General features: G+C 41.1%; 18 protein-coding genes. 16 read left to right on the forward strand and 2 right to left on the reverse strand.

Going from position 1 to position 24,229, the window contains the following annotated elements; translation table 11 throughout:
* The first annotated feature begins 1 nt into the window (after nt 1).
* The 3 genes from MWU84_RS08595 to uxaC all read left to right on the forward strand — a co-directional run bounded on the left by MWU84_RS08595 (nt 2) and on the right by uxaC (nt 4,366).
* Nucleotides 2-397: a response regulator gene (locus MWU84_RS08595; RefSeq protein ID WP_246900643.1), complete on the forward strand. Its 396-nt coding sequence runs from the start codon at nt 2-4 to the stop codon at nt 395-397.
* Nucleotides 398-647: 250 nt separating this feature from the next.
* Complete coding sequence (locus MWU84_RS08600) at nt 648-2,888, forward strand: c-type cytochrome (protein WP_246900645.1); 2,241 nt, start codon at nt 648-650, stop codon at nt 2,886-2,888.
* 71 nt (nt 2,889-2,959) lie between these two features.
* Entirely contained in the window at nt 2,960-4,366 is a 1,407-nt protein-coding gene (gene uxaC, locus MWU84_RS08605; protein WP_246900647.1) for a glucuronate isomerase, read from the forward strand.
* Nucleotides 4,367-4,462: 96 nt separating this feature from the next.
* On the opposite strand, the gene MWU84_RS08610 is transcribed toward uxaC, so the two are convergent.
* Both MWU84_RS08610 and MWU84_RS08615 read right to left on the reverse strand, forming a co-directional pair.
* Nucleotides 4,463-5,380 carry a ThuA domain-containing protein gene (locus tag MWU84_RS08610; RefSeq protein ID WP_246900649.1) on the reverse strand — a complete coding sequence of 306 codons (918 nt, stop codon included), beginning with the start codon at nt 5,378-5,380 and terminating at the stop codon, nt 4,463-4,465.
* Nucleotides 5,381-5,389: 9 nt separating this feature from the next.
* Entirely contained in the window at nt 5,390-6,406 is a 1,017-nt protein-coding gene (locus tag MWU84_RS08615; protein WP_246900651.1) for a LacI family DNA-binding transcriptional regulator, read from the reverse strand.
* Between the two features lie 284 nt (nt 6,407-6,690).
* Between MWU84_RS08615 and MWU84_RS08620 the strand changes: the two genes are divergently transcribed.
* The 13 genes from MWU84_RS08620 to MWU84_RS08680 all read left to right on the forward strand — a co-directional run bounded on the left by MWU84_RS08620 (nt 6,691) and on the right by MWU84_RS08680 (nt 24,167).
* Nucleotides 6,691-7,467 carry a carboxypeptidase-like regulatory domain-containing protein gene (locus tag MWU84_RS08620; RefSeq protein ID WP_246900653.1) on the forward strand — a complete coding sequence of 259 codons (777 nt, stop codon included), beginning with the start codon at nt 6,691-6,693 and terminating at the stop codon, nt 7,465-7,467.
* A 75-nt stretch (nt 7,468-7,542) separates the two neighbouring features.
* Nucleotides 7,543-9,819 carry a SusC/RagA family TonB-linked outer membrane protein gene (locus tag MWU84_RS08625; protein WP_348647858.1) on the forward strand — a complete coding sequence of 759 codons (2,277 nt, stop codon included), beginning with the start codon at nt 7,543-7,545 and terminating at the stop codon, nt 9,817-9,819.
* A gap of 16 nt (nt 9,820-9,835) precedes the next feature.
* Nucleotides 9,836-11,680: a RagB/SusD family nutrient uptake outer membrane protein gene (locus MWU84_RS08630; RefSeq protein WP_246900657.1), complete on the forward strand. Its 1,845-nt coding sequence runs from the start codon at nt 9,836-9,838 to the stop codon at nt 11,678-11,680.
* Between the two features lie 58 nt (nt 11,681-11,738).
* Complete coding sequence (locus MWU84_RS08635) at nt 11,739-12,965, forward strand: PmoA family protein (protein WP_246900659.1); 1,227 nt, start codon at nt 11,739-11,741, stop codon at nt 12,963-12,965.
* 65 nt (nt 12,966-13,030) lie between these two features.
* On the forward strand, nt 13,031-14,407 hold the full coding sequence (locus MWU84_RS08640) for a Gfo/Idh/MocA family oxidoreductase (RefSeq protein ID WP_246900661.1): 1,377 nt from the start codon (nt 13,031-13,033) through the stop codon (nt 14,405-14,407).
* Nucleotides 14,408-14,509: 102 nt separating this feature from the next.
* Nucleotides 14,510-15,886, forward strand: coding sequence for a putative oxidoreductase C-terminal domain-containing protein (locus MWU84_RS08645; protein ID WP_246900663.1), 1,377 nt, complete (start codon nt 14,510-14,512; stop codon nt 15,884-15,886).
* Between the two features lie 153 nt (nt 15,887-16,039).
* On the forward strand, nt 16,040-16,858 hold the full coding sequence (locus MWU84_RS08650) for an SDR family oxidoreductase (RefSeq protein WP_246900665.1): 819 nt from the start codon (nt 16,040-16,042) through the stop codon (nt 16,856-16,858).
* A gap of 185 nt (nt 16,859-17,043) precedes the next feature.
* Nucleotides 17,044-18,237 (forward strand): mannonate dehydratase, encoded by a 1,194-nt coding sequence (uxuA, locus tag MWU84_RS08655; protein WP_246900667.1) that lies wholly within the window; start codon nt 17,044-17,046, stop codon nt 18,235-18,237.
* A 162-nt stretch (nt 18,238-18,399) separates the two neighbouring features.
* Complete coding sequence (locus tag MWU84_RS08660; RefSeq protein WP_246900669.1) at nt 18,400-19,395, forward strand: TRAP transporter substrate-binding protein; 996 nt, start codon at nt 18,400-18,402, stop codon at nt 19,393-19,395.
* The gene (locus tag MWU84_RS08665) at nt 19,395-19,883 is read left to right on the forward strand and encodes a TRAP transporter small permease (protein ID WP_246900671.1); all 489 of its coding nucleotides are present in this window, start codon (nt 19,395-19,397) and stop codon (nt 19,881-19,883) included. The genes MWU84_RS08660 and MWU84_RS08665 overlap by 1 nt, the downstream gene beginning before the upstream one ends.
* On the forward strand, nt 19,873-21,183 hold the full coding sequence (locus MWU84_RS08670; protein ID WP_246900673.1) for a TRAP transporter large permease: 1,311 nt from the start codon (nt 19,873-19,875) through the stop codon (nt 21,181-21,183). Before MWU84_RS08665 ends, MWU84_RS08670 begins: the two co-directional genes overlap by 11 nt.
* Nucleotides 21,184-21,503: 320 nt before the next feature.
* The gene (phnA, locus tag MWU84_RS08675; RefSeq protein WP_246900674.1) at nt 21,504-22,721 is read left to right on the forward strand and encodes a phosphonoacetate hydrolase; all 1,218 of its coding nucleotides are present in this window, start codon (nt 21,504-21,506) and stop codon (nt 22,719-22,721) included.
* Between the two features lie 18 nt (nt 22,722-22,739).
* Nucleotides 22,740-24,167, forward strand: coding sequence for an aldehyde dehydrogenase family protein (locus MWU84_RS08680; RefSeq protein ID WP_246900676.1), 1,428 nt, complete (start codon nt 22,740-22,742; stop codon nt 24,165-24,167).
* Nucleotides 24,168-24,229 lie beyond the last annotated feature (62 nt).

Genomic DNA, 24,229 nt, shown 5'->3' on the forward strand with positions numbered 1-24,229 from the left:
AATGAGTGTCAATACTGCCTGTATTATAGATGATGACCCTATTTTTGTTTTCGGCTCAAAAGTTCTTTTGAGAAATAATGGCTTTGCCTCCAGTATTATTGTCTGTCAAAACGGGAAAGAAGCCCTAGAGGTAATAATTCCTCTACTTGAATCTGGAGAAGGACTGCCAGAGGTAATATTTTTGGATTTGAACATGCCCATAATGGATGGCTGGGAGTTTTTGGATGAGTTTAGTAAACTGCCAAAGGTGCAAGGCACGAGGGTTTATATTTTGAGCTCATCCATAGATTTTAGGGATATTGAACGGGCCAAAGAGTATGATATAGTAAGTGATTTTGTAGCCAAACCCTTAACCGATAGGAAAATTATGGAATTGCTAAAGGAATTGGAGGACTAGGTTCTTCAGGGAATGTTATGGCTATAAGCATATGCTGCTGGAGGAGAGGTAAATAGTATTGCCCTTCTTTATTATAAATTGGAGTTTGTTCCAAGGGTTGTGGTAGAAAGTAATAATGTAGGAATAAAACATTTTATTGTTCTATTTGTACGTATTTTGTCAAATTTATATTAATCCATTAGTATTTTAAATGCCTCTGTATTAATTTAGTGGCCTTGTCAAAATTTCAGAATACAAACTACTACTATTAATGAGATTATCATTTTGTTTATCCCTTTCCATTTCGCTTATCGTTTTATCATGTAAACCCTCCTTCCATGAACCACAGATTTCATTAGAAGATTATAAGGTAGAAGAAGGTTTTGAACTGGAAATGGTAGCGTCCGAACCTCTTTTGACAGCTCCTGTGGCTATAGATTTTGATTCTAAAGGGCGTATTTGGGTAGCTGAAATGAACGGATTCATGCTTAATTTGGAGGGGGATGGCGAAGATTTGCCTAGCGGGTCCATTAAAATATTGGAAGATCGTGATAATGACGGAATTATGGATCACGCCGAAACGTTTTTGGATAGTTTGGTAATGCCAAGGGCGTTGGCCCTTGTTTATGGGGGCTTACTATATGCGGAATCCCCTAATCTTTGGTTTGTTGAAATTGAGAATGATAGACCGGGAAACCGGGTATTGGTAGATTCGCTTTATGCTACTGTGGGAAATCCTGAACATCAGCCCAATGGTTTAATGATGAATTTGGACAACTGGATCTACAATGCCAAATCCAATTTTAGATATCAGCGCAAGGATGGTGTCTGGAAAAAGGAGCCTACTACGCAGCGAGGACAGTGGGGTATCTCCCATGATAATTTTGGAAGGCTTTATTACAATAATAATTCCACCCAGTTATTAGGGGATCACATACTGCCCAATCGTTTGGTCCGTAATAAATATTTTGTTCCCAAAAAGGGAGTGGATGAAACTTTGACAGAAGATCAACGCGTATATTCCTTGCATACTGCTTCTGTGAACCGGGGTTATGAAGAAGGGGTTTTAAACCAGGACAGTCTGTTGGTTAATGTCACAGCGGCCTGCGGGCCATTGGTATACAGGGGAGGAATGTTCCCCAGTGATTATGATCAAAATGTCTTTGTTTGCATTCCTGAGGCCAATTTGATAAAAAGAAACATCCTAACCTTTTATGGGGATCGGGTTGAAGCTAAACAGGCGTATCAAGGAAAAGAGTTTTTGGCCTCTACGGATGAAGGTTTCCGGCCAGTGAATTTATTCAATGGGCCCGATGGAAACATGTATGTTGTGGATATGCACCGTGGTGTAATTCAGCATTATGCATTTTTGAGCCCTTATTTGAAGAAGATATCAGCAGAGAAAAAATTGGACACCATACTTGATTACGGAAGGATATTACGAGTACGGAGCAAAGACAAACCGGCGAGGGATATTCCGGATCTGGAGGCTTTTTCCGCACCACAATTGTTGGCGTCGTTAAAAGATTCCAACGGATGGATCCGAGATAAGGCACAGCAATATTTGATACATAAAAATGATAAGGGTGTTTTACCTGAACTCGAATCAATGGCTTTGGACAATAAAAGTCCTTTGGCACAAATACACGCGCTATATACCTTAAAAGGGCTAAATGCTCTTACGTTCGACTTCCTGCAGCAACTGGCCCAAAATGAGGGACTGGAAGTCGCATCACATGCCATTGTCCTTTTAGAGGATTTCGCTTCAGAAATAAATGTTCCCAAGGCAAAGGTTCTTTTTGCTGACCTAATAAAAAGGAATGAACCCATGTTGGATCTTTATCTTTCCACAACTCTGGGAATCTGGGCCACTGAGGATAAAGAAGTGTTTTTTCCTTTCATATACGATTTGTCCCTTAAGTACAGTAATAATGTTATAGTTCAAGAGGCAATCCTAAGTGGTTCCGAAGGGGTCATGTCCGCTTTAAAGATGCAGGTTGATCAGATGGCGGACCTAAAAAATACTGACCTAAGCGTATTGACGTCGGAAAGTTTCGATCGGCAAAAAAATGATAAACCCAATTATATTTATTCTACTAGGGTTGCTAGGGCAGATTCTAGGACCAATGGAGCCATACTTTTTCGACAAATATGCGCCTCCTGTCATTCTAGCAGCGGAGAGGGTATTCACGGATTGGCACCACCTCTGGTAGGGTCCGAGTATATTTCTACCCATTTGGAGCAACTGGGGCTTATTATTCTTCACGGCCTTAAAGGTCCTCTCAAAATTAATGGTGAAGTTTATGATAATAATCATCAAATGCCTGGACTTAAGTATAATAAAAATCTTTCCGATAAGGACATCTCGGATATAATATCCTATGTGACCAATGCATTTTCAATTCAACCAAAAGGTTTAAAGCCGGAAAAGATTAAGGAGCTACGGAATGTTAATTCAAAGGACGGTATGGAGTATACCGAAGAGGAATTGTATGAACGTATTGGAAAATAACCTTAGATAGTAGAACTACCTTTAGGGAAATATTAGGTATATTAAGAATTAAAAATAAATTCGGTAGTAAGATGAAGACTTTCATAAATGATGATTTCCTATTGCAGAGTGATTTTGCGAAAACTTTATATCACAATTTTGCAAAAAAATTGCCCATTATAGACTATCACAACCACCTGCCTCCCCAAGAAATTGATGATAACAGGGTTTTCGGGAATATCAGTCAAGCTTGGTTGGCAGGAGACCACTATAAATGGCGTGCCATGCGCGCTTTTGGGATAGATGAGCATTTTATAACCGGGAATGCAACCGACAGAGAAAAATTTTTGAAATGGGCGGAAACTGTGCCCTATACAGTGAGAAACCCTTTGTATCATTGGACCCATTTGGAATTGCAGCGTTATTTTGGGGTTCAGGAATTGTTGGGGCCGGATAATGCAGAGGAAATATATGAACATACTTCGGCAATGCTGCAGCAAACTTCCCACCACACCTTGGGACTTTTGCAACAGCAAAATGTAGAGTCTTTATGTACTACGGACGAATCTATAGACCCCCTTCAGTTTCATAAAAGCCTTAAGCAAAAAGGGATTTCGCCAAAAGTTTTTCCGACATTCCGTCCAGATAAGACCTTTGCCATAGAACAGGGAGGGACTTATGTTGCCTATTTGCAGAAATTGGGCGAGGCGTCCAACATGAATATAGAGTCCTATAACGACTTATTGGCCGCCTTGGAAAATAGGATAAACTATTTTCATGAACAGGGCGGTAGGCTTGCGGATCATGGATTGGAACAACTCTATTATTTTAAGGAAGGTACCTATAATGCCGAAAGTTTGTTTAAAAAAGCTTTGGATGGTAAAACTCTTGTTGTGGAAGAAGTCCAATATTTCAAGGCACAAGTGTTGCTATTTTTGGGAAGATGTTATCACAAAAAAGGATGGGTGCAACAATTCCATATAGGAGCTATTCGGGACAATAATAAGAGGTTGTTGTCCAAATTGGGTCCTGATACCGGGTTCGATTCTATAGGTGATTTTTCACAGGCACGTGCGTTGAGCGGTTTCTTAAATGAATTGGACGGAACGGATCAACTTGCCAAAACCGTAATATACAACCTTAACCCCTCCGATAATGAAGTAATAGCGACCATGGTGGGTAATTTTAATGATGGTAGCGTTAGGGGAAAGGTTCAGTTTGGTTCTGGATGGTGGTTCCTAGATCAAAAGGACGGAATGGAGAAGCAGATGAACACCCTGTCCAATATGGGGCTGTTAAGCTGTTTTGTGGGAATGTTGACAGATTCTAGAAGCTTTTTGTCTTTTCCTAGGCATGAATACTTTAGAAGGATCTTGTGCAACCTAATAGGGAATGATGTTGTAAACGGTGAGTTGCCGGCAGATGAAAAATTATTGGGAAAAATTGTATCCGATATATCCTACTATAACGCCAAAAACTTTTTCGATTTTAATAAATAAGGCTATTCAAAAGCACTCGATTTAGGGTTTATACAAAAAATGCGCATCGTTTCAGATGCGCATTTTTTGTATAGACCATTAGGGATAAGAAATGTATTACAGTTTCCCAATGGGACTGTCGTCACATTTAAGATCTCCCACTACATACTGTATTCCATCCAAGAAAAATTGAAGTAAATCCGGATTTTCCATGCTTTGTGCATTATGCGATGGGGAACTGTAGAAAACCCTTCCCTTGCCATATCGCTTTATCCAGGCTACATAGATGGTGTTATCGCTGACCTCCTTTTTAACACCTTCCAATTTATCGGCCTCAATATATAGGAGAGGTCTAAAATTGTAATCGGAATAGGCATTGTTAAAAAAATAAGGTTCATCGACGTGGGTGAACCCCTTGCCTTTGAATGCTTGTACCATAGGATGGTCGGTATTGACCTCTTTTAAGTGCATTTCCTGTTGTTTTGGATGGTAGTCAAAACTGCCACCGACCATTTTGCTGAATTTAACGGAATTGTTTTGAACGGTGATAGCCCCATGCATTATCATTAATCCGCCTCCTTTGGTCACATAATTCATGAGATTTTCTTCATATTCTGCCGCCATACTGGCAATAGTATTATCGTCCAAACTGCTGTTCTTCTTTAATAGATCCCAGAATAGGTCGCGTTTTGGACCCGCTGGGTTGGAATTGTTTAGAATTACGGCATCGTACTGTTTTAAATTCTTTGCGTCGAAGCTATCAATATCCCGGGCAATGGTAACCTCAAAAGCACCCGATTTTCTGGCTAAAATTTTAAGCATTTCGTCGTTATGCGGAATTGTCCAGTGGTAAAACCCGGTATGCTGGGAAAAAACAAGGATTTTTTTTACATCCGCCCTAACTGTTGGGGTGGACGGAGCCAAAGATTCTATTTTGGCGAGCCATTGTTCGGTTATTGGAAATTCTTTTAGACCTTGGGCGAAAGTTGAGCTAACAAAAAGAAATGTTAGTAGGGTGTAAACTGCTTTATTCATTGAAAATAATTATTTAAATGTGGATTCTCTCTTTATTAATTGATGTCTAAGGTTTATGGAGTTGGCGGGCTGCAGGTTGATACTCCCATTTAGCTGACTTATTACGCTTTGTCCGGCCAAAACTCCCATTTCATATCCAGGGTAATTTATGGTGGTTAAAGTAGGGGTAACCAAATCCGATATCGGGTCATTGTTAAAACCGACTATTTTTATGTCCTGTGGAATTTTATAATTCTCTCTTTTTAATGCCTTCATGATATGGGCGGCAAAGTTATCACTTGACACAAAAAGGCCGTCTACCGGATTTTCCATATTTCTTATATACTGAATCACGGAATCCACGTCATCCGGACTTAGATCGGTTTCCAAGAAATGGGTCTGGTCAAAATCCAGTTGGTGTTTTGCCATAGCCTCCTTAAATCCTTCCAACCTGTCCAAATATACGTTACGTTTTATGTTTCCCCCAACGTAAAGTAAGTTTTTGCAGCCTAAGGCTATTAAATGTTCCGTAGCTTCAAATCCGGCCAGCCTGTTATTGATGATTATCGTGGAACAATTAGGTAAATTGTGTACCCTGTCAATAAAAATAAGGGGGATTTTGTTGCGAATGTAATGCGCAAAGTGGTCAAAATTGGAAGTGTCGTAGGCCAAAGATACCAAGAGAGCATCTACTCCGCTATCGTAGAGCGTTTTTGCATTTAGTTTCTCCTTTTCCATGGACTCCAAAGACTGACTGATAATCAAATTGTAGCCGGCCTCATTGACTGTTTTTTCTATTCCAGCCAATACGGTGGACATAAATATGGAATTGAGTTTGGGGACTATTACCCCTATGGTATTGGATTTTTGTTTGCTGAGGTTTACCGCAAATTTATTGGTCTTATAGCCCAACTCATTAGCCATGGCAATAACCTTTTGCTTGGTTTTTTGACTTATGGATGGATGGTCGTTAAGACTCCGGCTTACCGTTCCGGCCGAAACACCTAGCGTTTTGGCCAGATCGTATATGGTTATTTTTTTGCTCATGGGTTCATCCCTGAAAATTGTTGCACGGGTTTCGAAACAATATTACATAATAAAATGTATTAATTAAAATTACAATGATAATTTCATCAAAAAATATAGAATAAGTAATAATTATAGGTATAAATTGCACATTTTGAAGATTAGTTGTGAAATAAGGCAATATTTATTACGCAATCGGTTGCGTAATAAAATGCAATTAATTAGATTTGTTCGGAATAAAGCTGTGATTTGACTCATCACGGTGTTACTTAAATTCAATAACTACCAACTTTAAAAAATTATGTATGAGAAATTTATTTAAAAAAGTTAGGTGCAGCGCTCTAATACTTATGACGCTGCTGTGCACCTTATTTTCGGCTTCTGTCTATGCGCAAGATGGCTTCACGGTTTCGGGAACCGTGATTGATGATCTGGGCCTTCCCTTGCCTGGTGCATCCATTGTTGAAAAGGGAACGACCAACGGCGTGGTTTCCGATTTTGATGGGAACTTTAGCTTTGAGGTGGACAATCCGAACGCCACATTGACTATTAGTTATGTTGGCTTCGAAACCCAAGAAGTGCCCATAAATGGTGATTCTGTAATAAATGTCACTATGCAGGCCACGGCTTCTACCTTGGATGAAGTGGTGCTTGTTGGCTACGGTGCCGTGAAGAAGAAAGATCTTACCGGGGCTATTTCACAAGTGGATGCCGATGCGCTTTCCGATCAATCTACGAACTCGGTTACCGATGTGTTGAGAGGTAATGTTGCTGGTCTTAGTATCGGACTTTCTGCCTCCCCAAAAGGCACCAGCCAGATTAGGATTCGTGGGAACAATAGTCTTTCTGCGGGTTCCAGTCCATTGATTGTAGTGGACGGAATGATTTATAACGGAGACCTATCCGATATTGCTCCATCGGATATCGATAAACTGGATGTAATGAAGGATGCCAGTTCCGCAGCGGTATATGGAGCAAGGGGTGCCAGTGGGGTAATTTTAGTTACCACCAAAAGGGGTACTAGCGATAAGCCGACGATTAATATTAATACCAGTGTTGGGATAGCAACGGATGCCTATTAGGAAAGACCTTATGATGCCCAGGGTTATGCAGACTGGAGAACCGAAGTATTTAAAAGTATTAATCCCCAGAATACCATAGATGATCCAGGAAGATATAACAACCCCAATAATTTACCGGCAGGGGTGACTTTGGATCAGTGGTTGGCCTATGACGGGTCTGCCGGAGACCCTACAAGGGCTTGGTTAAATAGGATCGGATTTCAGGATGTGGAAATAGAAAACTATTTGGCCGGTAACAGTATTAACTGGTACGACCGAATTATGCAGACTGGATTTCGTAACGATATCAACACAAGTATATCCGGACGAAATGGTGGGTTGAACTACTATTGGTCCATTGGCCGTACTTCCAACGAAGGTATTGTGGATGGTGAAAAGTTTGAAGCTTTACGTTCGCGCTTAAATTTGGATGCCAAAATAACCGATTGGTTAACGGTTGGGATGAATACCCAATTTGCCAAGCGTAATGAAGGTTTTATTGCCGCAGATCGCGGCCAAATCGAAAGGTCCTCGCCTTGGGGATCCGAATTCGATGATGAGGGGAATATCCGTCTAAGCCCTCAGGACGATAATGGAGCTGGTGCCGTTAATGCATTTTTAGGCCAGAAATTTAATGATCGTATAGACTTGGATCATACATTTAATTCAAGGGTTTATGCCAAGGTGAAGTTGCCATTGGGCTTTTCTTATGAATTGGGCTATACCAACCGTCTGGAATTCCAGGAGTATTACAACCATGCCCTGGCAGCTAGTCCACAGAACGTGGTAGGATCAGCCGTTAGACAAGTGACCAAGATAAATGAATGGCAGTTGGACAACATTTTGCGTTGGGACAAGACCATTGACAAGCATTCTTTTAATTTGATGTTTTTGGTGTACGGCGAAAAATATCAAAGTTATTTCACCCGGTCTAGGGCAAATACCTTTGAGCCCAGTGATGCCTTAGGTTATAGTGCTTTGGAATTAGGTACTGTGCAAACTGTGGACAGTGAGGATGAAACCAGTACGGGTGATGCCGTAATGACACGATTGAACTATAATTATGATTCCCGTTATCTGCTTACCCTGACAATGCGTAGGGATGGATATTCCGCTTTTGGAGAAACCAATAAGCGAGCATATTTCCCATCCATCGCGGGGGCTTGGACCATTTCCAATGAATCTTTTTTTAATTCTGAATTTGTTAACTTCCTTAAACTTAGATTGTCTTACGGGGAAAATGGGAACCGTGATATAGGTAGGTTTACGGCCTTATCCAGGCTTAATGCCAATAAATATCTAAATGTTGATGCCGGTGGAAATGTTATAACCGTGCCAACTTTTGATAACGGAACCCAAGAAAATACCGAGTTAAGATGGGAACGTACCAAGGCGACCAATTTAGGATTGGACTTTAGTTTGGCCAACGGAATTGTTGAAGGTTCCATTGAGGCCTACCAGAATATCACCAATGATCTGATTGTTACAAGACAATTGCCAAATATTATAGGTTTTAATAATGTGACCACCAATTTGGGGGAGATAGAAAATAAAGGGTTGGAGTTTACCCTGGCCACGGAAAATATCAATAGGGAGAATTTTCAATGGAATACCAATTTTAATTTCTCATTGAACAGGAATAAGATCAGGAAATTGTACGGTGATCTGGATGAAAATGGGGAGGAACTGGACGATATTACAAATCAACGCTTTATTGGTGAAGCAACGGATGTAATTTGGGGTCAGGAAGCCATAGGGATTTGGCAGACAAATGAGGCCGCTGAAGCTGCCGAATACGGTGTTTTTCCCGGTGATTGGAAAATTAGGGATGTGGATAATAGCGGAGACTTCACCGTGGAGGATAATGTTTTTCAGGGCCATAGATCACCGCGATTCAGTTGGGCCATGTCCAACAGGTTTACCATGTTGAAGAATTTCGATTTTTCCTTTGAGGTTTATTCCAATTGGGGGCAAAAAAGAATATTTAATGAAGCAAAAAACAGAAATGGTTTTATAGACCGTACCAATTCTATTCAAACACCATACTGGACTCCTGACAATCCTATAAATGATTATGCCAGATTGTTTTCAAGTGATGGTAGTTCCAACTTTGCCATTTGGAGGGATGCTTCGTTTATTAGGTTGAGTAATATTACAGTGGCTTATAGGTTTCCGAAATCTATTCTTGAAAAGTTGTCATTACAAAGTCTTAGGTTATATGCAAACGCTAGAAATGTGGCCGTTTATGCACCGCATTGGGACTTTTACGATCCGGAACCTACTAATATTGATGGAAGAAATTCTAACGGTACCAACGATTCGAGTTTGCCGACACCCAGGTTTTTCACCTTTGGAATTGATTTAAGTCTTTAATAAAAAAATAATAGCAATGAGAAATATAATATACAACTATCGAAAAGCCTTTTTAAGCTTTACCCTAATTGTTGCCATAACCCTCACGGGTTGTGAGGAAGAATTTTTGGATGCCGATCCGCAATCATTCTTTACACCAACTAACGCCTTGGATACTCCGGAAGGATTAAATAGTCTTTTGTCCCAAGCAATGAGGAATTTGAGGGCAGAGTACTATGGAGATGGGGCTCCAATGATTACTGAGAACATCTTTTCCGAAGTTTCGGTAGAAGGTACAACGGATAAATCAGGTCCTGCCCAGGATTTAAATCTTTTAATACTACCGGATGCCAATCTAAACTCTGCCAATTTTAATCGAATTGGATGGTTTTGGGAGGAATTCTACAAAGGCATCAAGTATGCCAATACCGTAATAGGAAGATTGGATGATGCTACCTTTGAAAGTGATGCTCAAAAAAATGATATTTTAGGTCGTGCCCTTTTTCATAGGGCTTATCGATACTACAGATTGACACAGCAGTTTGGGGATATTCCTTTGATCTTGGAGGAGATTACCTCGGCTAGGTTAGACTTTGTTTCTACAGCCAGGGAGACCATTCTTAGAAAAATGCAGGAAGATCTTAATATAGCTGTCCCCTTGGTAAATGAAGTGGCAAACAATGGTGATATTAATAGGGATGCAGTTTTGCATTTGTTGACCAAGGTTAATCTTGCCCTCGGTGATTTTGATGCTGCCATAGCATCTTCTTCCCAAATAATCGAAGGTAGTACGCATACTTTAACCACGGATCGGTTTGGGATAGATGCCGGTAACGCATCAAAAGATGTTACTTGGGATTTGCACCGTGTGGAAAACAAAAGTATCCCTGGAAATACTGAAGGAATATTGGTGGTTATAGATCGATTGGGATATGAGGATAATGGGGATTATGCTGGTGGTACAAGTATCCAAAGACAAGCGGTGCCCCTTTGGTGGCGGTTTATCAACACACCAGATGGTCAGAACGGAATGTCCGATGCCCCTGGGATAGATATAGATCAGGTGACTGCCATTGGCAGGGGAATAGGTAGAAATAGAGGTACACATTACAGCACCAAAGAGGTATGGAAAAATGCCAATAACGATCAACGTCACAAATTGGGCAATTGGTATGATATGGAGGATTTGGTTTACAATGCACCTAGTTTGCAAAGTTCTGGAAATTCCTATTACGGGAAAAATCTGGAGCTTTATTTGCCCAATGGGACTCCGCTATGTTCGGATACCATAAGAAACTGGTATGGTTTTCCACATTACAAATTTTTTGTTCCGGATCCCCTGAATGTAAAACCGGCCGGAGGGCATGGCGATTGGTATGTGTACCGTGTGGCTGAAACCTATCTCTTAAGGGCTGAGGCATACTTTTGGAAAGGAAATTTAGGGCTTGCCGCTGAGGACATTAATGTGGTTAGAAGAAGGGCAGAGGCCGATGAGATTACGGCTGCAGATGTGGATATAGACTACATTTTGGACGAACGTGCACGGGAATTGTATTATGAGGAGAATAGGAAAACAGAACTGACGCGTATTGCTTACATTTTTGCAAAGACCGGTAAAACAGCCTATAATGGTAAGACCTACAGTTTGGCTAATTTCTCTACGGATAATTTTTGGTACGATCGGATAATGGAGGTTACGGACTTTTACAACAAAGGTGTAAAAACTATTCACGGAGATGAATATACCATGAGTCCATATCACGTGCTATGGCCAATTCCGGCCTCGGCGATAAATGCCAATACCCAAGGGGTAATAAACCAAAACGAAGGATATCCGGGTGCGCAGAATAACATTCCGCCCTTGACCACTATCCCTGAATAATATTAGTTGAATTGAGTTAATTAGTTTTTTGTAAATTTCATCATCCAAACCTATTTTAATGAGACATATTCTCTTCGCATGTTTTTTAGTTTTCCTAATATCCTGTAATGATAACGAGAAGTATAGTTTCAAAATAGTGGAGGATGATGGAATTTTTCAATCTTCGCCAATTTCATTAAAAGTGGAAGCCATAGGGCTCGAAGATATGAACGGCCAAGATAATTTGGCGTTGACCTCTAACGGGGAACAGATTCCATTTCAAATTGATAACGATAAAAAAACGCTCTGGTTTGTTTACGACTCTAGCCATGAAGGTGCTTATGAAATAGTAAGGAAAGCGAGTTTCAACGAGGGCTCGGGTGGCATAAAAATGGAAAAGAACAATGGGAATCTACAATTGTTGAAAGCTAATGTGCCCTTACTTACTTATAGGTACGGTATGACCTATCCTCCACAGGGAGTAGATTCCATTTTCAAAAAATCCGGGTATATTCACCCTTTACTTTCTCCTTCCGGTGATACCATTAGCCGTATTCAACCCCCTGATCATTATCATCATTATGGTATTTGGGGACCATGGACACATACCCAAATAGAAGGTGAAAGGGTAGATTTTTGGAATTTGGTGGAGCAACAGGGAACGGTCCTTTTTAAGGATTTTAACGACACTAATTCTGGAGCCGTATATGGTGGTTTTAGTGCCCGTCAAGAGCATATCAACCTAAATGCTTCCATGGATAAACGCATAGCGTTGAACGAGGACTTGGAGGTGAAGGTGTGGGACCTGGGCCGCCCAGATAGGTATATGGTAGATTATACATCCAATTTTAATTCGCCACTGGAAAACGGTATTCTTTTTGAAGCATATCGATATGGAGGTGGTCTTGGGATGCGGTTTACCGAACGTTGGCACAAGGATAATTGTACAGTGCTTACCTCTGAAGGCAACGATCGCCTTACGGCCGATGGGACCAACGCCCGTTGGTGTATGGTTACCGGAGAATCGGCGGACGGCAAGGGTACCAATGGTGTTTTGTTTTTGAGTTACCCGGAGAATAGAGCTCATCCGGAACCAATGCGTGTTTGGCCTATTGATGGCAACGGAGGAAGGGGAGATATGTTTTTCGAGTTTTGTCCAATTCGACATGAAGAATGGAAAATAGAACCTGATAAAGATTATCGATTAAAGTATAGAATGGTGGTTTTTGATGGCAAACTTACTGCCGAGGAAGCTGAATCTTATTGGAAGAGTTTTGCAGAAATGCCTAGAATTGTAATAGAATAAACCCGAGGACAGGGGTGAATACCCAGGTTTTCAGCCAAATAATTTGTAATTTAAAACCAAAAAAGATGCAAAGAAGAAAGTTCATTAATAACTCCTTATTGACCACCGCGGCCGTAGTTGGATTTCCAACCATAGTACCGGCAAGCGTATTTGGAAAAAATGCACCGAGCAATAAGATCAATATCGGGCAAATTGGTTGTGGAAGAATTGCCCGTGATCATGATATTCACGATACTATCAGATTTGACCAATCCCGTTATATTGCCGTTTGTGACCTGGATTCCAATAGGGCTGCCGATGCCAAGGTATTGGTAGACAAGTTCTATAAGGAGAAGACAGGGAAGGATAAATATATGGACACCAAAATCTACGACGACTATCGTGAAATGTTACTTAATAAGGACATTGATGCGGTGGTTATTAGTACCCCGGACCACTGGCATTCCCAGCCGGCTATGGAAGCTGCCTTGGCCGGAAAGGATATATACCTTCAAAAGCCAACCTCCCTTACGGTAAGGGAAGGCCAGCAGTTGCGCGATGCCGTTCAGAAAACGGGCGTTATTCTGCAGGTGGGAACCCAGCAGAGGGCCATGCCCCAATTTAGGGTAGCTGCCGAGCTGGTAAGAAATGGCCGCATAGGTAAAATCCATACGGTGAAAATTGGGCTTCCAGGGGATCCGGCAGGACCTGAAGCACCAGCAATGCCGGTTCCTAAAAATTTAAACTTTGACATGTGGTTGGGGTCAACACCAGAAGTTCCCTATACCGAAATAGGTGTTCATCCACAGCAGGGCTATAGTAGGCCGGGCTGGCTTCGTCTTAGAAGCTATGGAGCAGGTATGATAACAGGTTGGGGACAGCACCATTATGATTCCGCAGCATGGGGAATGGATACGGAGCTAACGGGACCAAAATCCGTAGAGGCTTTGGCAGAGTTTCCAAAATCGGGTCTCTGGAACGTGCATGGTGATTTCTTTGTGAAACACGAATACGACAACGATATTACAGTGTATACCAGTGGAGGTTATACCAACGGAATACGTTATGAGGGTACGGACGGATGGATCTTTGTATCGCGTGGGGCTTATCAAGCTTCAGCCTCCGATCCTGTGGATCAGGAAAAGAGCGCCAAAGCCCTTAATGCCTCGGATCCTAAAATATTGGAATCGGTAATCGGAGATAACGAGACCCATTTGGAGAAGATCGATGATCAACACGGTAACTGGTTGGATTGCATTAAAACAAGGAAAGCTCCGATTTCACCCATTGAAAAAGGACACAAGGCCTGCGTAACTTGTTTGATCAGTGATATCGCCATGCAATTTGATAGAAAATTGGAATGGGACAACGAGAAGGAAATGTTTATTAACGATGATGAAGCCAACGCCATGTTGCACAGGGAACAAAGAAAGCCTTATGGTACCGACTTTGTGAAAGTTTAGTAAACATGTTATATATTTAACATTGTAAAAAATAATCCCTCCTTTGGTCAATAATAGGTTGAACAATGGAGGGCTTGTTATTATCCGTAATAAATCCAATAAATGAAGTATAATGTTTTAGCCCTATTGGCAGTCTTATGTCTAGGTTGCGGGGAAAGTAAAAAAGAAGTGAAATCCACTATGGACGATAATCCAGGGCAAGTTAGACTAATGACCTTGGACCCAGGACATTTTCATGCTGCTCTGGTTCAAAAAACGATGTATAAGGGGGTGGATTCCACCATCTATGTTTTTGCCCCTGAAGGGCCGGAAGTAAATGATTTTTTGAACAAAATTGAATCCTATAATACCAGATCCGAAAACCCTACACATTGGAAGGTGGATAGTTATTTTGGCGCTGATTATTTAGAAGAAATGATTGCCCAAAAACCTGGCAATGTCATGGTTGTGGCAGGAAAAAACTCCAAGAAGATAGACTATATTTTGGCTGCAGTAAAAGCTGGGTTAAACGTTTATGCCGATAAACCATTGGTGATCAACCCAGAGGGATTCCAGAAATTGGAGGAGGCCTTCAAAATAGCAAATGAAAAAGGGGTCATGATCTATGATATTATGACAGAGCGTTTTGAGGTTACGACCGGAATGCAAAGGCAGTTTTCCATGTTGCCGGAGATCTTTGGTCAAGTGCTGGAGGGAAGCGCGGAAGAACCGGCCATTATAAAAGAAAGTGTACATCATTTCTTCAAGTACGTTTCAGGCCAACCATTGGTAAGGCCGGCATGGTTTTTTGATGTTAATGAAGAAGGTGAGGGAATTGTAGATGTAACCACCCACTTGGTAGATTTAGTGCAATGGGAACTTTTTCCGGACAAGATTATTGACCGTACGGATGTAGAAATGGTGGAAGCAAAGCGTTGGCCAACGGTGTTGACCTTGGAAGAATTTTCAAGGGTAACCGGACTGGACAGTTTTCCCGACTACCTTCAAAAGGATGTGGAAGGTGATCAACTTAAGGTGTATTGCAATGGGGAAATGCTATATAAAATTAAGGACAAGTATGCCAAAGTTTCTGTGATATGGAATTATGAAGCTCCTGAAGGTACAGGGGATACCCATTATAGTATTATGAGGGGGACAAAAAGTGACCTTATCATTAAACAGGGTGAGGAGGAAAATTATAAGCCAACCTTATATATCAAATCCAAGGGAGGGGAAAATTTTGATAATGTCATGGCTGATGCAATAGAACAGCATATAAACTCCAAATTTGCGGGAACTAAAGCGGAAAAAGTATCAGAAGACATGTGGAAGATCAATATTCCAGAAGAATTTAAAATAGGTCATGAGGCACATTTTGCCCAAGTAACCCGAAATTATTTGCGTTATCTGGAAGATGGTAAATTGCCCAACTGGGAGGTACCCAATATGATTACCAAATATTATACGACGATTGAAGGTTATAAAATGGCCAAAAAATAGGGAGTACATTTAGCTTTAGGACTTATCGGGATTTGCGTAGCTATGTGAACCTTTGTGTATTTTACCTAGCGTAAATATTAGATATTGTGATTATTATGGTCCCCATGTATTATATTTGGGCTTTGTTGAAATGGAATAATAAAATTAGAATTGATGAGTAAACTTTTTTCGATTGAAGATAAAATATATGCTTTATCCGGAGCAACTGGTACTTTGGGAGGGTCAATTGCCAAGTATCTTGTAGAAAACGGAGCCAAAACATTGCTTTTGGGCAGATCACTTGACAAATTGGAGGAAAAATGCAAGGAACTAAATGCGATTGCCCCTGACAGTGCACATTTGTTCGTATTGGATGTGATGGACGAAAGGCAATTAAAGGAATTAAAAAATACTATAATCACTAAGTTTAAGAGATTGGACGGACTGGTAAATTTGGCGGGGGGTAACATTCCGGGAGCCACTTTAAAACCAGATCAGACGATTTACGATATTGAGTTGGGAGATACCCAAAAAGTAGTGGATATAAATTTGTTCGGCACCGTAATTCCAACTATAGTTCTAAGTGAAATTATGGCAAAACAAGGGTATGGATCAATAGTAAACATTTCATCTATGGCGGCAAAACAGACCATTTCAAGAGTATTGGGTTATTCTATGGCCAAGGCCGGAGTGGATATTTTTACGAAGTGGATGGCCAATGAGCTAGCCTCTAAATTCAGTGATAAGATTAGGGTGAATGCCATTGCTCCTGGTTTTTTTATTGGAAATCAGAATAGAAGACTTTTAACCAAGGAGGACGGTTCCTTTACGGATAGGGGGGATAAAATAATTTCCAATACCCCTATGGGACGTTTTGGGGATGCATCCGAACTTAACGGAATGGTACATTATCTTCTCAGTGATGCCTCTTCCTTTGTTACTGGTAGTATCTACGAAATAGATGGCGGTTTCAGTTCCTTTTCAGGGGTATGATTTTTTCAGGTTAAAAAACACAACACTATATAATTCGAAGGTAGATAAAATTCCCTCTTGAGAGGAGTTAGGGGTGTGTATTCGCACATATAGGGATTGCCATGAGTTTTATGTTAAGTGTAATACAAATACTGTCCGCAAGTCCTCATTATTACAAAGTAATAACTTTTTAAGAACGCATATAATTGAAATATTTAAAGAAAACACTTAGGTGGTTCGGGCCCAGTTTTGGAGTTTCCCTCAGGGATATCAAGGAACTCGGAGTGGAGGGCGTGGTAACCGCCTGCCATCAAGTGCCTATTGGTGAGGTTTGGTCCTCCGAAACTATTAGAAGTGTCAAAAAGGACATTGAGGACAATGGACTGGAATGGTCCGTGGTGGAAAGCGTTAATATACACAAGGCAATCAAATACGGCTTACCGGAAAGGGACATCTTCGTAAAGAATTATATTGAAACCCTTCGGAATTTGGCAGAAAACAATATTAAGGTGGTCTGCTATAATTTTATGCAATTGATAGATTGGACCCGTACCCATTTGAATTATGTGCTTCCAACAGGGGCAATAAGTTTATTGTACGACCCCGTGGCAATAGCTGCTTTTGATTTGTATATCCTGCAAAGGGATAGGGCAGCCGAGGTCTATGGTGATGAAATGGTCCATAAGGCCGGAAAGTATTACAATGCCTTGGACCAGCAGGGGCGAAAGCTGCTGAAAAGTGCTATATTGGCCGGGATGCCTGGCTCCAAGGTTGCCATTCCCCTTTCCGATTTTAAGGCCACCTTGGAGGAGGTAAGTAAAATTGAAAAGCCGGTACTTAGGGAAAATTTGGCTTATTTTTTAAAAGCGGTTATACCTGAGGCCGAAAAACTGGGCATAAGAATGGCTTTGCATCCCGACGACCCTCCATTCCCGGTATTTGGTATTCCTCGCATTGCATCGACCTACGAAGATCTGCAATATATTTTGGATTGTATTCCTTCCCCTAGTAACGGATTAACCTTTTGTTCGGGTTCTTTGGGTGCAGTTGCTTCCAATGACCTACTTAAAATTATAAGAGATTTTGGACCGAAAATTCATTTTTTGCATCTTAGAAATGTTTCCAGGGAGGAAGACGGCAGGTTTTATGAAGCGGCGCATTTGGATGGTTCCTTACCTATGGCCAAGATAATGCTGGAGGTTGTAAAGGAACAAAAAAGGAGAAAGGATTGTGGATTGGGAGAGGTAGCCATACCCATCAGGCCGGATCATGGCCATGTTTTGTTGGACGATAAAAAAAGGAAAGATGAGTTTTACTCTGGGTATTCGCTAATAGGAAGGGGCATTGGAATGGCTGAGCTCTATGGTCTGGAAAAAGGCATTAGGGAAATGTTTCTTTAGAAATATTCATAAATATGTAAAATTGAGGGATTATTAATGGGAAGGCTATAGGTAAATGGCTATAATTGTTGTTAAATTTTAAAAAAAGACTATATTTAAAGTTTTGGATATAAAATCTATATTTGTATTCGTTAACGTTAACGCACATATAAAAAAATGTATATGCAGGTTTATAAAACCCTAATGGGGAAATTGGTGATTGCGATCAGTGTTTTGGCGTGTTTAGGCTTAAACTCTTGCTCCGATATAACTAATCACAAGACTTTATTCTTTGCCCATTCCTTACCCATAACCCATCCGGTTCATAAGGGAATCCTAGCCATGCAAGCAGCACTCAAGGAAAAATCTGGAGGGAAGTTGCAGATTAAAATATTCCCTGATGGCCAATTAGGCACGGAGAGGGAAGTGTTGGAATTGTTGCAGATAGGCAGCGTGGCCATGACAAAGGTAAGTGCCGCCGCCATGTCCAGTTTTGCGCCGGAATATAGAGTTTTGGGAGTGCCATATTTGTTTAGGGACAGCGAACATATGTTCAATGTCCTGGAGGGCAAAGTGGGACAGGAGCTTCTGGAAGGAGGTAGCGAATATCTGCTGCGTGGCCTGTGTTTTTATGATGCGGGCAGTAGAAGTTTTTATACTTTGGACGGCTTTATTAAAACTCCAGACGATTTAAAGGGAAAAAAGATCAGGGTTATGAACGATCAAATGGCCGTTAATATGGTAAATGATCTTGGGGGGTCCGCTACCCCTATGGCCTATGGGGAGCTTTATACTGCTCTTCAACAGCGAGTGGTGGATGGTGCTGAAAACAATGTTCCTTCCTTTGTAACCTCCAATCACTACGAGGTCTGCAAATTCTATACCTTGGACGAGCATAGTATGGTACCGGACGTAGTGGTGGTAGGTACCAAATTTTGGGATACCCTGAGCGATACTGAAAAAGGATGGTTGCAAGATGCGGCAGTTGAAAGCGTGAAAAAACAAAAAGTATATTGGAAGGAAAACGTAGAGGAGGGTATGAAAATCTTAAAAGAGGCAAATGTGGAAATCTATAATCCGGATAAAACTCCCTTTGTTGAAAAGACCAAGCCTATTTTGGAGGAATTGATCAAGGATCCAAAGATGAAAAAAATAATCGAAGAAATCAACAATCAATAATGCACACGACGTATAAAATATTGAATAGGGCCATTGAGGGATTGTTAGTACTTATATTTAGTTTATTGGTGCTTGATGTGGTTTGGCAGGTGGTCTCCCGGTATGTGGTAGGACAATCTAGCTCTTTTACGGAGGAATTCGCTAGATTTTCATTGATCTGGTTAACGGTTTTGGGTGCGGCCTATATCAATGGACAAAAGGAAGGTCATCTTTCCATGGATTTTTTATTGTCAAAGCTCCCCGTGGACAAGCAGAAAAGAAGACACCGGATAATACAGGTGATTATGGCAATTTTCGCCTTGGTCATTATGGTTATTGGTGGAGGTAATTTAGTCTACACTACTTTAAAGTTAGGGCAGTTATCCCCTGCTTTATTGGTGCCACTTGGCTATGTGTACGCCATTGTGCCTATTTGTGGCCTTATGATCATTTTCTTTTCCGTTTATCATATTAAAATAACCTTTAACGCCAACAACGATGAGTATTGAAACCATAAGTATCCTAGTATTGTTTATTAGTTTTATGGGTTTGTTGGCCTACGGAGTGCCGGTGGCGTATGCCATTGGGATTTCAACAACGATCACATTATTGATCAATATAGCGTTCATGCCTTCCATCACAACGGTAAGTCAAAGAATGACCACAGGTATCGATAATTTTGCCTTATTGGCCATTCCCTTCTTTATTTTGGCAGGGGAAATTATGAATCGGGGAGGTATTGCGAATCGTTTGATCGACTTTGCGAAATCACTTATCGGTAGTTTGCCCGGTGGATTGGCATATGTTAATATAATTTCCGCCATGTTGTTTGGGGCCATATCTGGGTCGGCTATTGCGGCTGCATCGGCCATTGGAAGTACTTTGACAGAAAAGATGGCTAAAGACGGTTATCCGAGGGAATTTAGTGCTGCTGTTAATATTAGTGCGTCAACTACAGGACTATTGATCCCGCCTAGCAACGTTTTAATAATCTTTGCCTTGGCCAGTGGAGGTACCGCATCGGTAGCTGCGCTGTTTATTGCTGGGTATATACCCGGTATTTTGGTAGGTCTGGCCATTATGATGATGGTGTATTTTTATGCTAGAAAAAAAGGCCTGCCCAAGGAAGAAAGGGTGGGTTTTAAAAAGCTGTTCCGCGATTTTAGGAATGCTTTTTTAAGTTTAACCTTATTGGTTATAGTCGTGGGAGGTATTGTAGCAGGTATTTTTACCGCTACGGAAGCGGCGGCTATTGCGGTAGTCTATGCTGTTTTACTTGGTTTTGTCAATAAGGAACTTAAGTTTGCCGATTTTAGGCCTATTCTTCTTCGCAGCGCCAAAACTACTGCAATAGTGATGTTCTTAATTGCAACTTCCATGGCCATGTCCTGGTTGTTCTCTTTCGAGTCCATTCCACAGTCATTAACGGGCTTCCTTTTGGAATCGGTTAAAAATCCCTTATTGGTATTGCTTTTTATAAATATCACCTTATTGGTAGTAGGTACCTTTATGGATATGACTCCGGCAGTACTTATTTTTACACCAATATTCTTACCGGTTGTTATGGCCTTGGGCATGCATCCGGTTCAATTCGGGATGGTAATCGTCCTCAATTTGTGTATAGGGGTTTGTACCCCTCCAGTGGGAACCCTATTATTTGTGGGTAGCGGGGTGGCCAAGGTGCCGGTTACCAAGGTGATAAAACCATTATTGCCATTATTGGCTGCTATGACGACGGTTTTATTGATTCTTACTTATATTCCTGAACTTTCCTTATGGCTGCCCAGAGCTTTTGGATTGATAGATTAGTAATTATACACCTACACAATTTTGTAAGTCCCTATTTCATTAATGAAATAGGGACTTTTGTTTAGACCTTGTTGGTCAATAGCGTCCATTTTTTTATTTAAAAAAAAGCTCATTTCACATAATTAATTTAGTGTTTAACTAACGATATAATAATCTCAATGTCGTTGTTCTTCCTGATATTAAATTGATTTTTGTTGGACAAGTATACTTCTCTCTTCCTGCCTATATATCTTTTATTTTTAATTATAAAAATTATCCTATTAGTAAAATTTTTGTACTTTAGTGCAAAATTAATGAGAAACTCAAAGACTTTTTAAAACATGAATATTAACGACAGAAATTACCCTAGGCAAAAGCAGACCATTATTGGAATATGTATGGATGGAACCTCTTATCCTTATTACGAAGGCGCCAAGGAGGTAATGCCCAATTTGCAAAGGTTTATTAAGGAAGGTTCCATGGGAATGGTAAAAAGTGTGATTCCATCCTTTACAAATCCGAACAATATGGCAATTGTTACCGGGGTTACGCCCAAGGTGAACGGAATTTGCGGGAATTTTTATTGGGATACCGAGCTTCAGGAAGAGGTAATGATGAACGACCCTAAGTATCTGAAGGTGCCAACCATTTTATCAGAGTTAAGTAAAAACGGTAGAAAAGTGGCTGTGGTGACCGCCAAGGATAAGTTGCGCAAAATGTTGGCCCACAATTTGGATGGTATCTGCTTTTCGGCAGAATTTGCCAATCAGGCCACTATGGAGGAAAACGGGATTGAAAACGTAGAGCAAGGATTAATGGGCAAGGAAAGACCAGGTATCTATGATCCCTATATTTCAGTGTACTGTATAGAGGCCGGTGCCAAATTGTTAAAGCGCGAACATTTTGATGTTATGTATTTAACAACAACCGATTTTGTGCAGCATAAATATGCTCCCGGAAGTCCGGATGCAAACGATTTCTTGTCAAAAATAGACCTTTGGCTAGGGGAACTGGACAAGTTGGGAGCTATTATCGGTGTAACCGCCGATCACGGTATGCAGGCCAAGACCAATCTAGATGGCAGTCCAAAAGTGCAGTTTATAGAACAACTTTTGGACGCCCAAAATATTAAATCGAGGGTTATTTTACCTATTACGGATCCTTATGTAGTACATCACGGTGCCTTGGGAGGTTATGGTACCTTGTATTTGGAAGATAAATCCCAGTTGCAGGCGGCCAAGGACTATTTGTTGTCCCTGGACGGAATAGAAAAGGTACTTACCAATGCCGAAGCCGTTGAAGAATATGAACTTCCCGGCGATAGAATTGGAGACTTGGTGGTATTGGCAGATTCGGCGACCACTATTGGTAGGACCCCTGATTGGCATGAGTTGGATAAAGTGAAGGAAGGTTTAAGATCTCATGGCGGGGAACACTGTCAAGAGGTGCCTATGATATTCAATAAGAAGCTAAACGCTGAATACAGTGCTAAATTAGCGTCTGGGGCCAGTAGGAATTTTGACCTGTTCCATTTCTTGAGTAACGGATTCTCCAACTAAACCCTTTAAAGCAATACTATGATAGAATTTGGAAATATAGTTAATGGAAAGCAAGTAGTTAGCGGGGAATGGATAGATATTTATAATCCATATACCAAAAAACAGGTAGGTAGAGTGTCATCCATGGATACAAAAACCTTGGACAAGGTGTTGACGGATACCAAGAATACTAAAATTAACCTTACCAGGTATGAACGTTATGATATCTTGAATAAGATAGCAAATGCCTTGGAAGAGCGCGTGGATGAGGTAAGTAAAATGATTACCGATGAGACCGGACTTTGTTTAAAGGATACCCGTTATGAAGCAAGTAGGGTTTCGGATGTGCTGCGATTTTCTGCCATGAAGGCTTTGGATGACGACTCCCAAGTGTTTCCCTGCGATGTTTCTAAAAATGGGAAACCTAGAAGAATCTATACTACACGTGTTCCCTTGGGACTTATAAGTTGTATTACCCCTTTCAATCACCCTATGAACCAAGTGGTGCACAAAATAGCTCCGGCTATTGCCACCAATAATACGGTGGTTCTGAAGCCGTCAGAAAAAACCCCTTTATCGGCTTATTATTTTGCTCAATTGGCGCTGGATTGTGGCTTACCGCCAAATATGTTGAATGTTATTAATGGAGCCGATGTTCAGGCAACGGCAGAGATGATGACTGTTCATCCGGAAATTACCATGGTCTCCTTTACGGGAGGTAGTAGGGTGGGAAAAATTATTGCATCCAAAGCTGGTTATAAGAAGTTGGTTTTGGAGCTAGGGGGCAGTTCAGCATTGTTGGTACTTGAGGACGCAGATATAGATGAGGCCGTGGAAGTAACCATGTCCGGAACTTTTAAAAATTCCGCTCAGCGCTGTACCGCGATCAGAAGGATTTTGGTACACGAAAGCATCGCTGATGACTATGCAGCTAAATTGGCGATTCGAGTAAAGGCCTTGAAATATGGGGATCCCTATAATGCCGAAAACGATATGGGTACCGTTATTACGGAGGAATCTGCCATGGAAATGGAATCGCGTGTCCAAGATGCTATTGATAATGGAGCAATATTATTGGCAGGACATAAGCGTGATGGAGCCCTTTACGCCCCTACCGTTTTGGATCATGTGCAAAATGCCCACGAAGTGGTAGCCAAAGAGACCTTTGGCCCAGTAGCCCCTATCATTCGCTTTAAAACCTTGGATGAGGCAATAGAAATAGCCAATGATACCCCATATGGCCTGTCTGGTGGAGTAGTGAGCAATCACTGGCCGTCCATACAAAGGGTTATCACGGAATTGGATACGGGTACCGTTAATGTGAACGAGGCGCCGAGTTACCGATTGGAATGGACACCCTTTGGTGGGGTAAAAGATTCTGGCCTAGGGTATAAGGAAGGAGTCATTGAGACCATGAAAGGGTATACCTATATAAAAACCTATTCCTTGCCTTGGGATATAGCCTAAGGAGGTCTTTTGAATTTTCAATAATTATTTGAGTTAGTCAAAATTTTAATCGAAAAAAATAA

The sequence above is a fragment of the Arenibacter sp. F20364 genome, from assembly GCF_023015905.1.
Classification (GTDB): Bacteria; Bacteroidota; Bacteroidia; order Flavobacteriales; family Flavobacteriaceae; genus Arenibacter.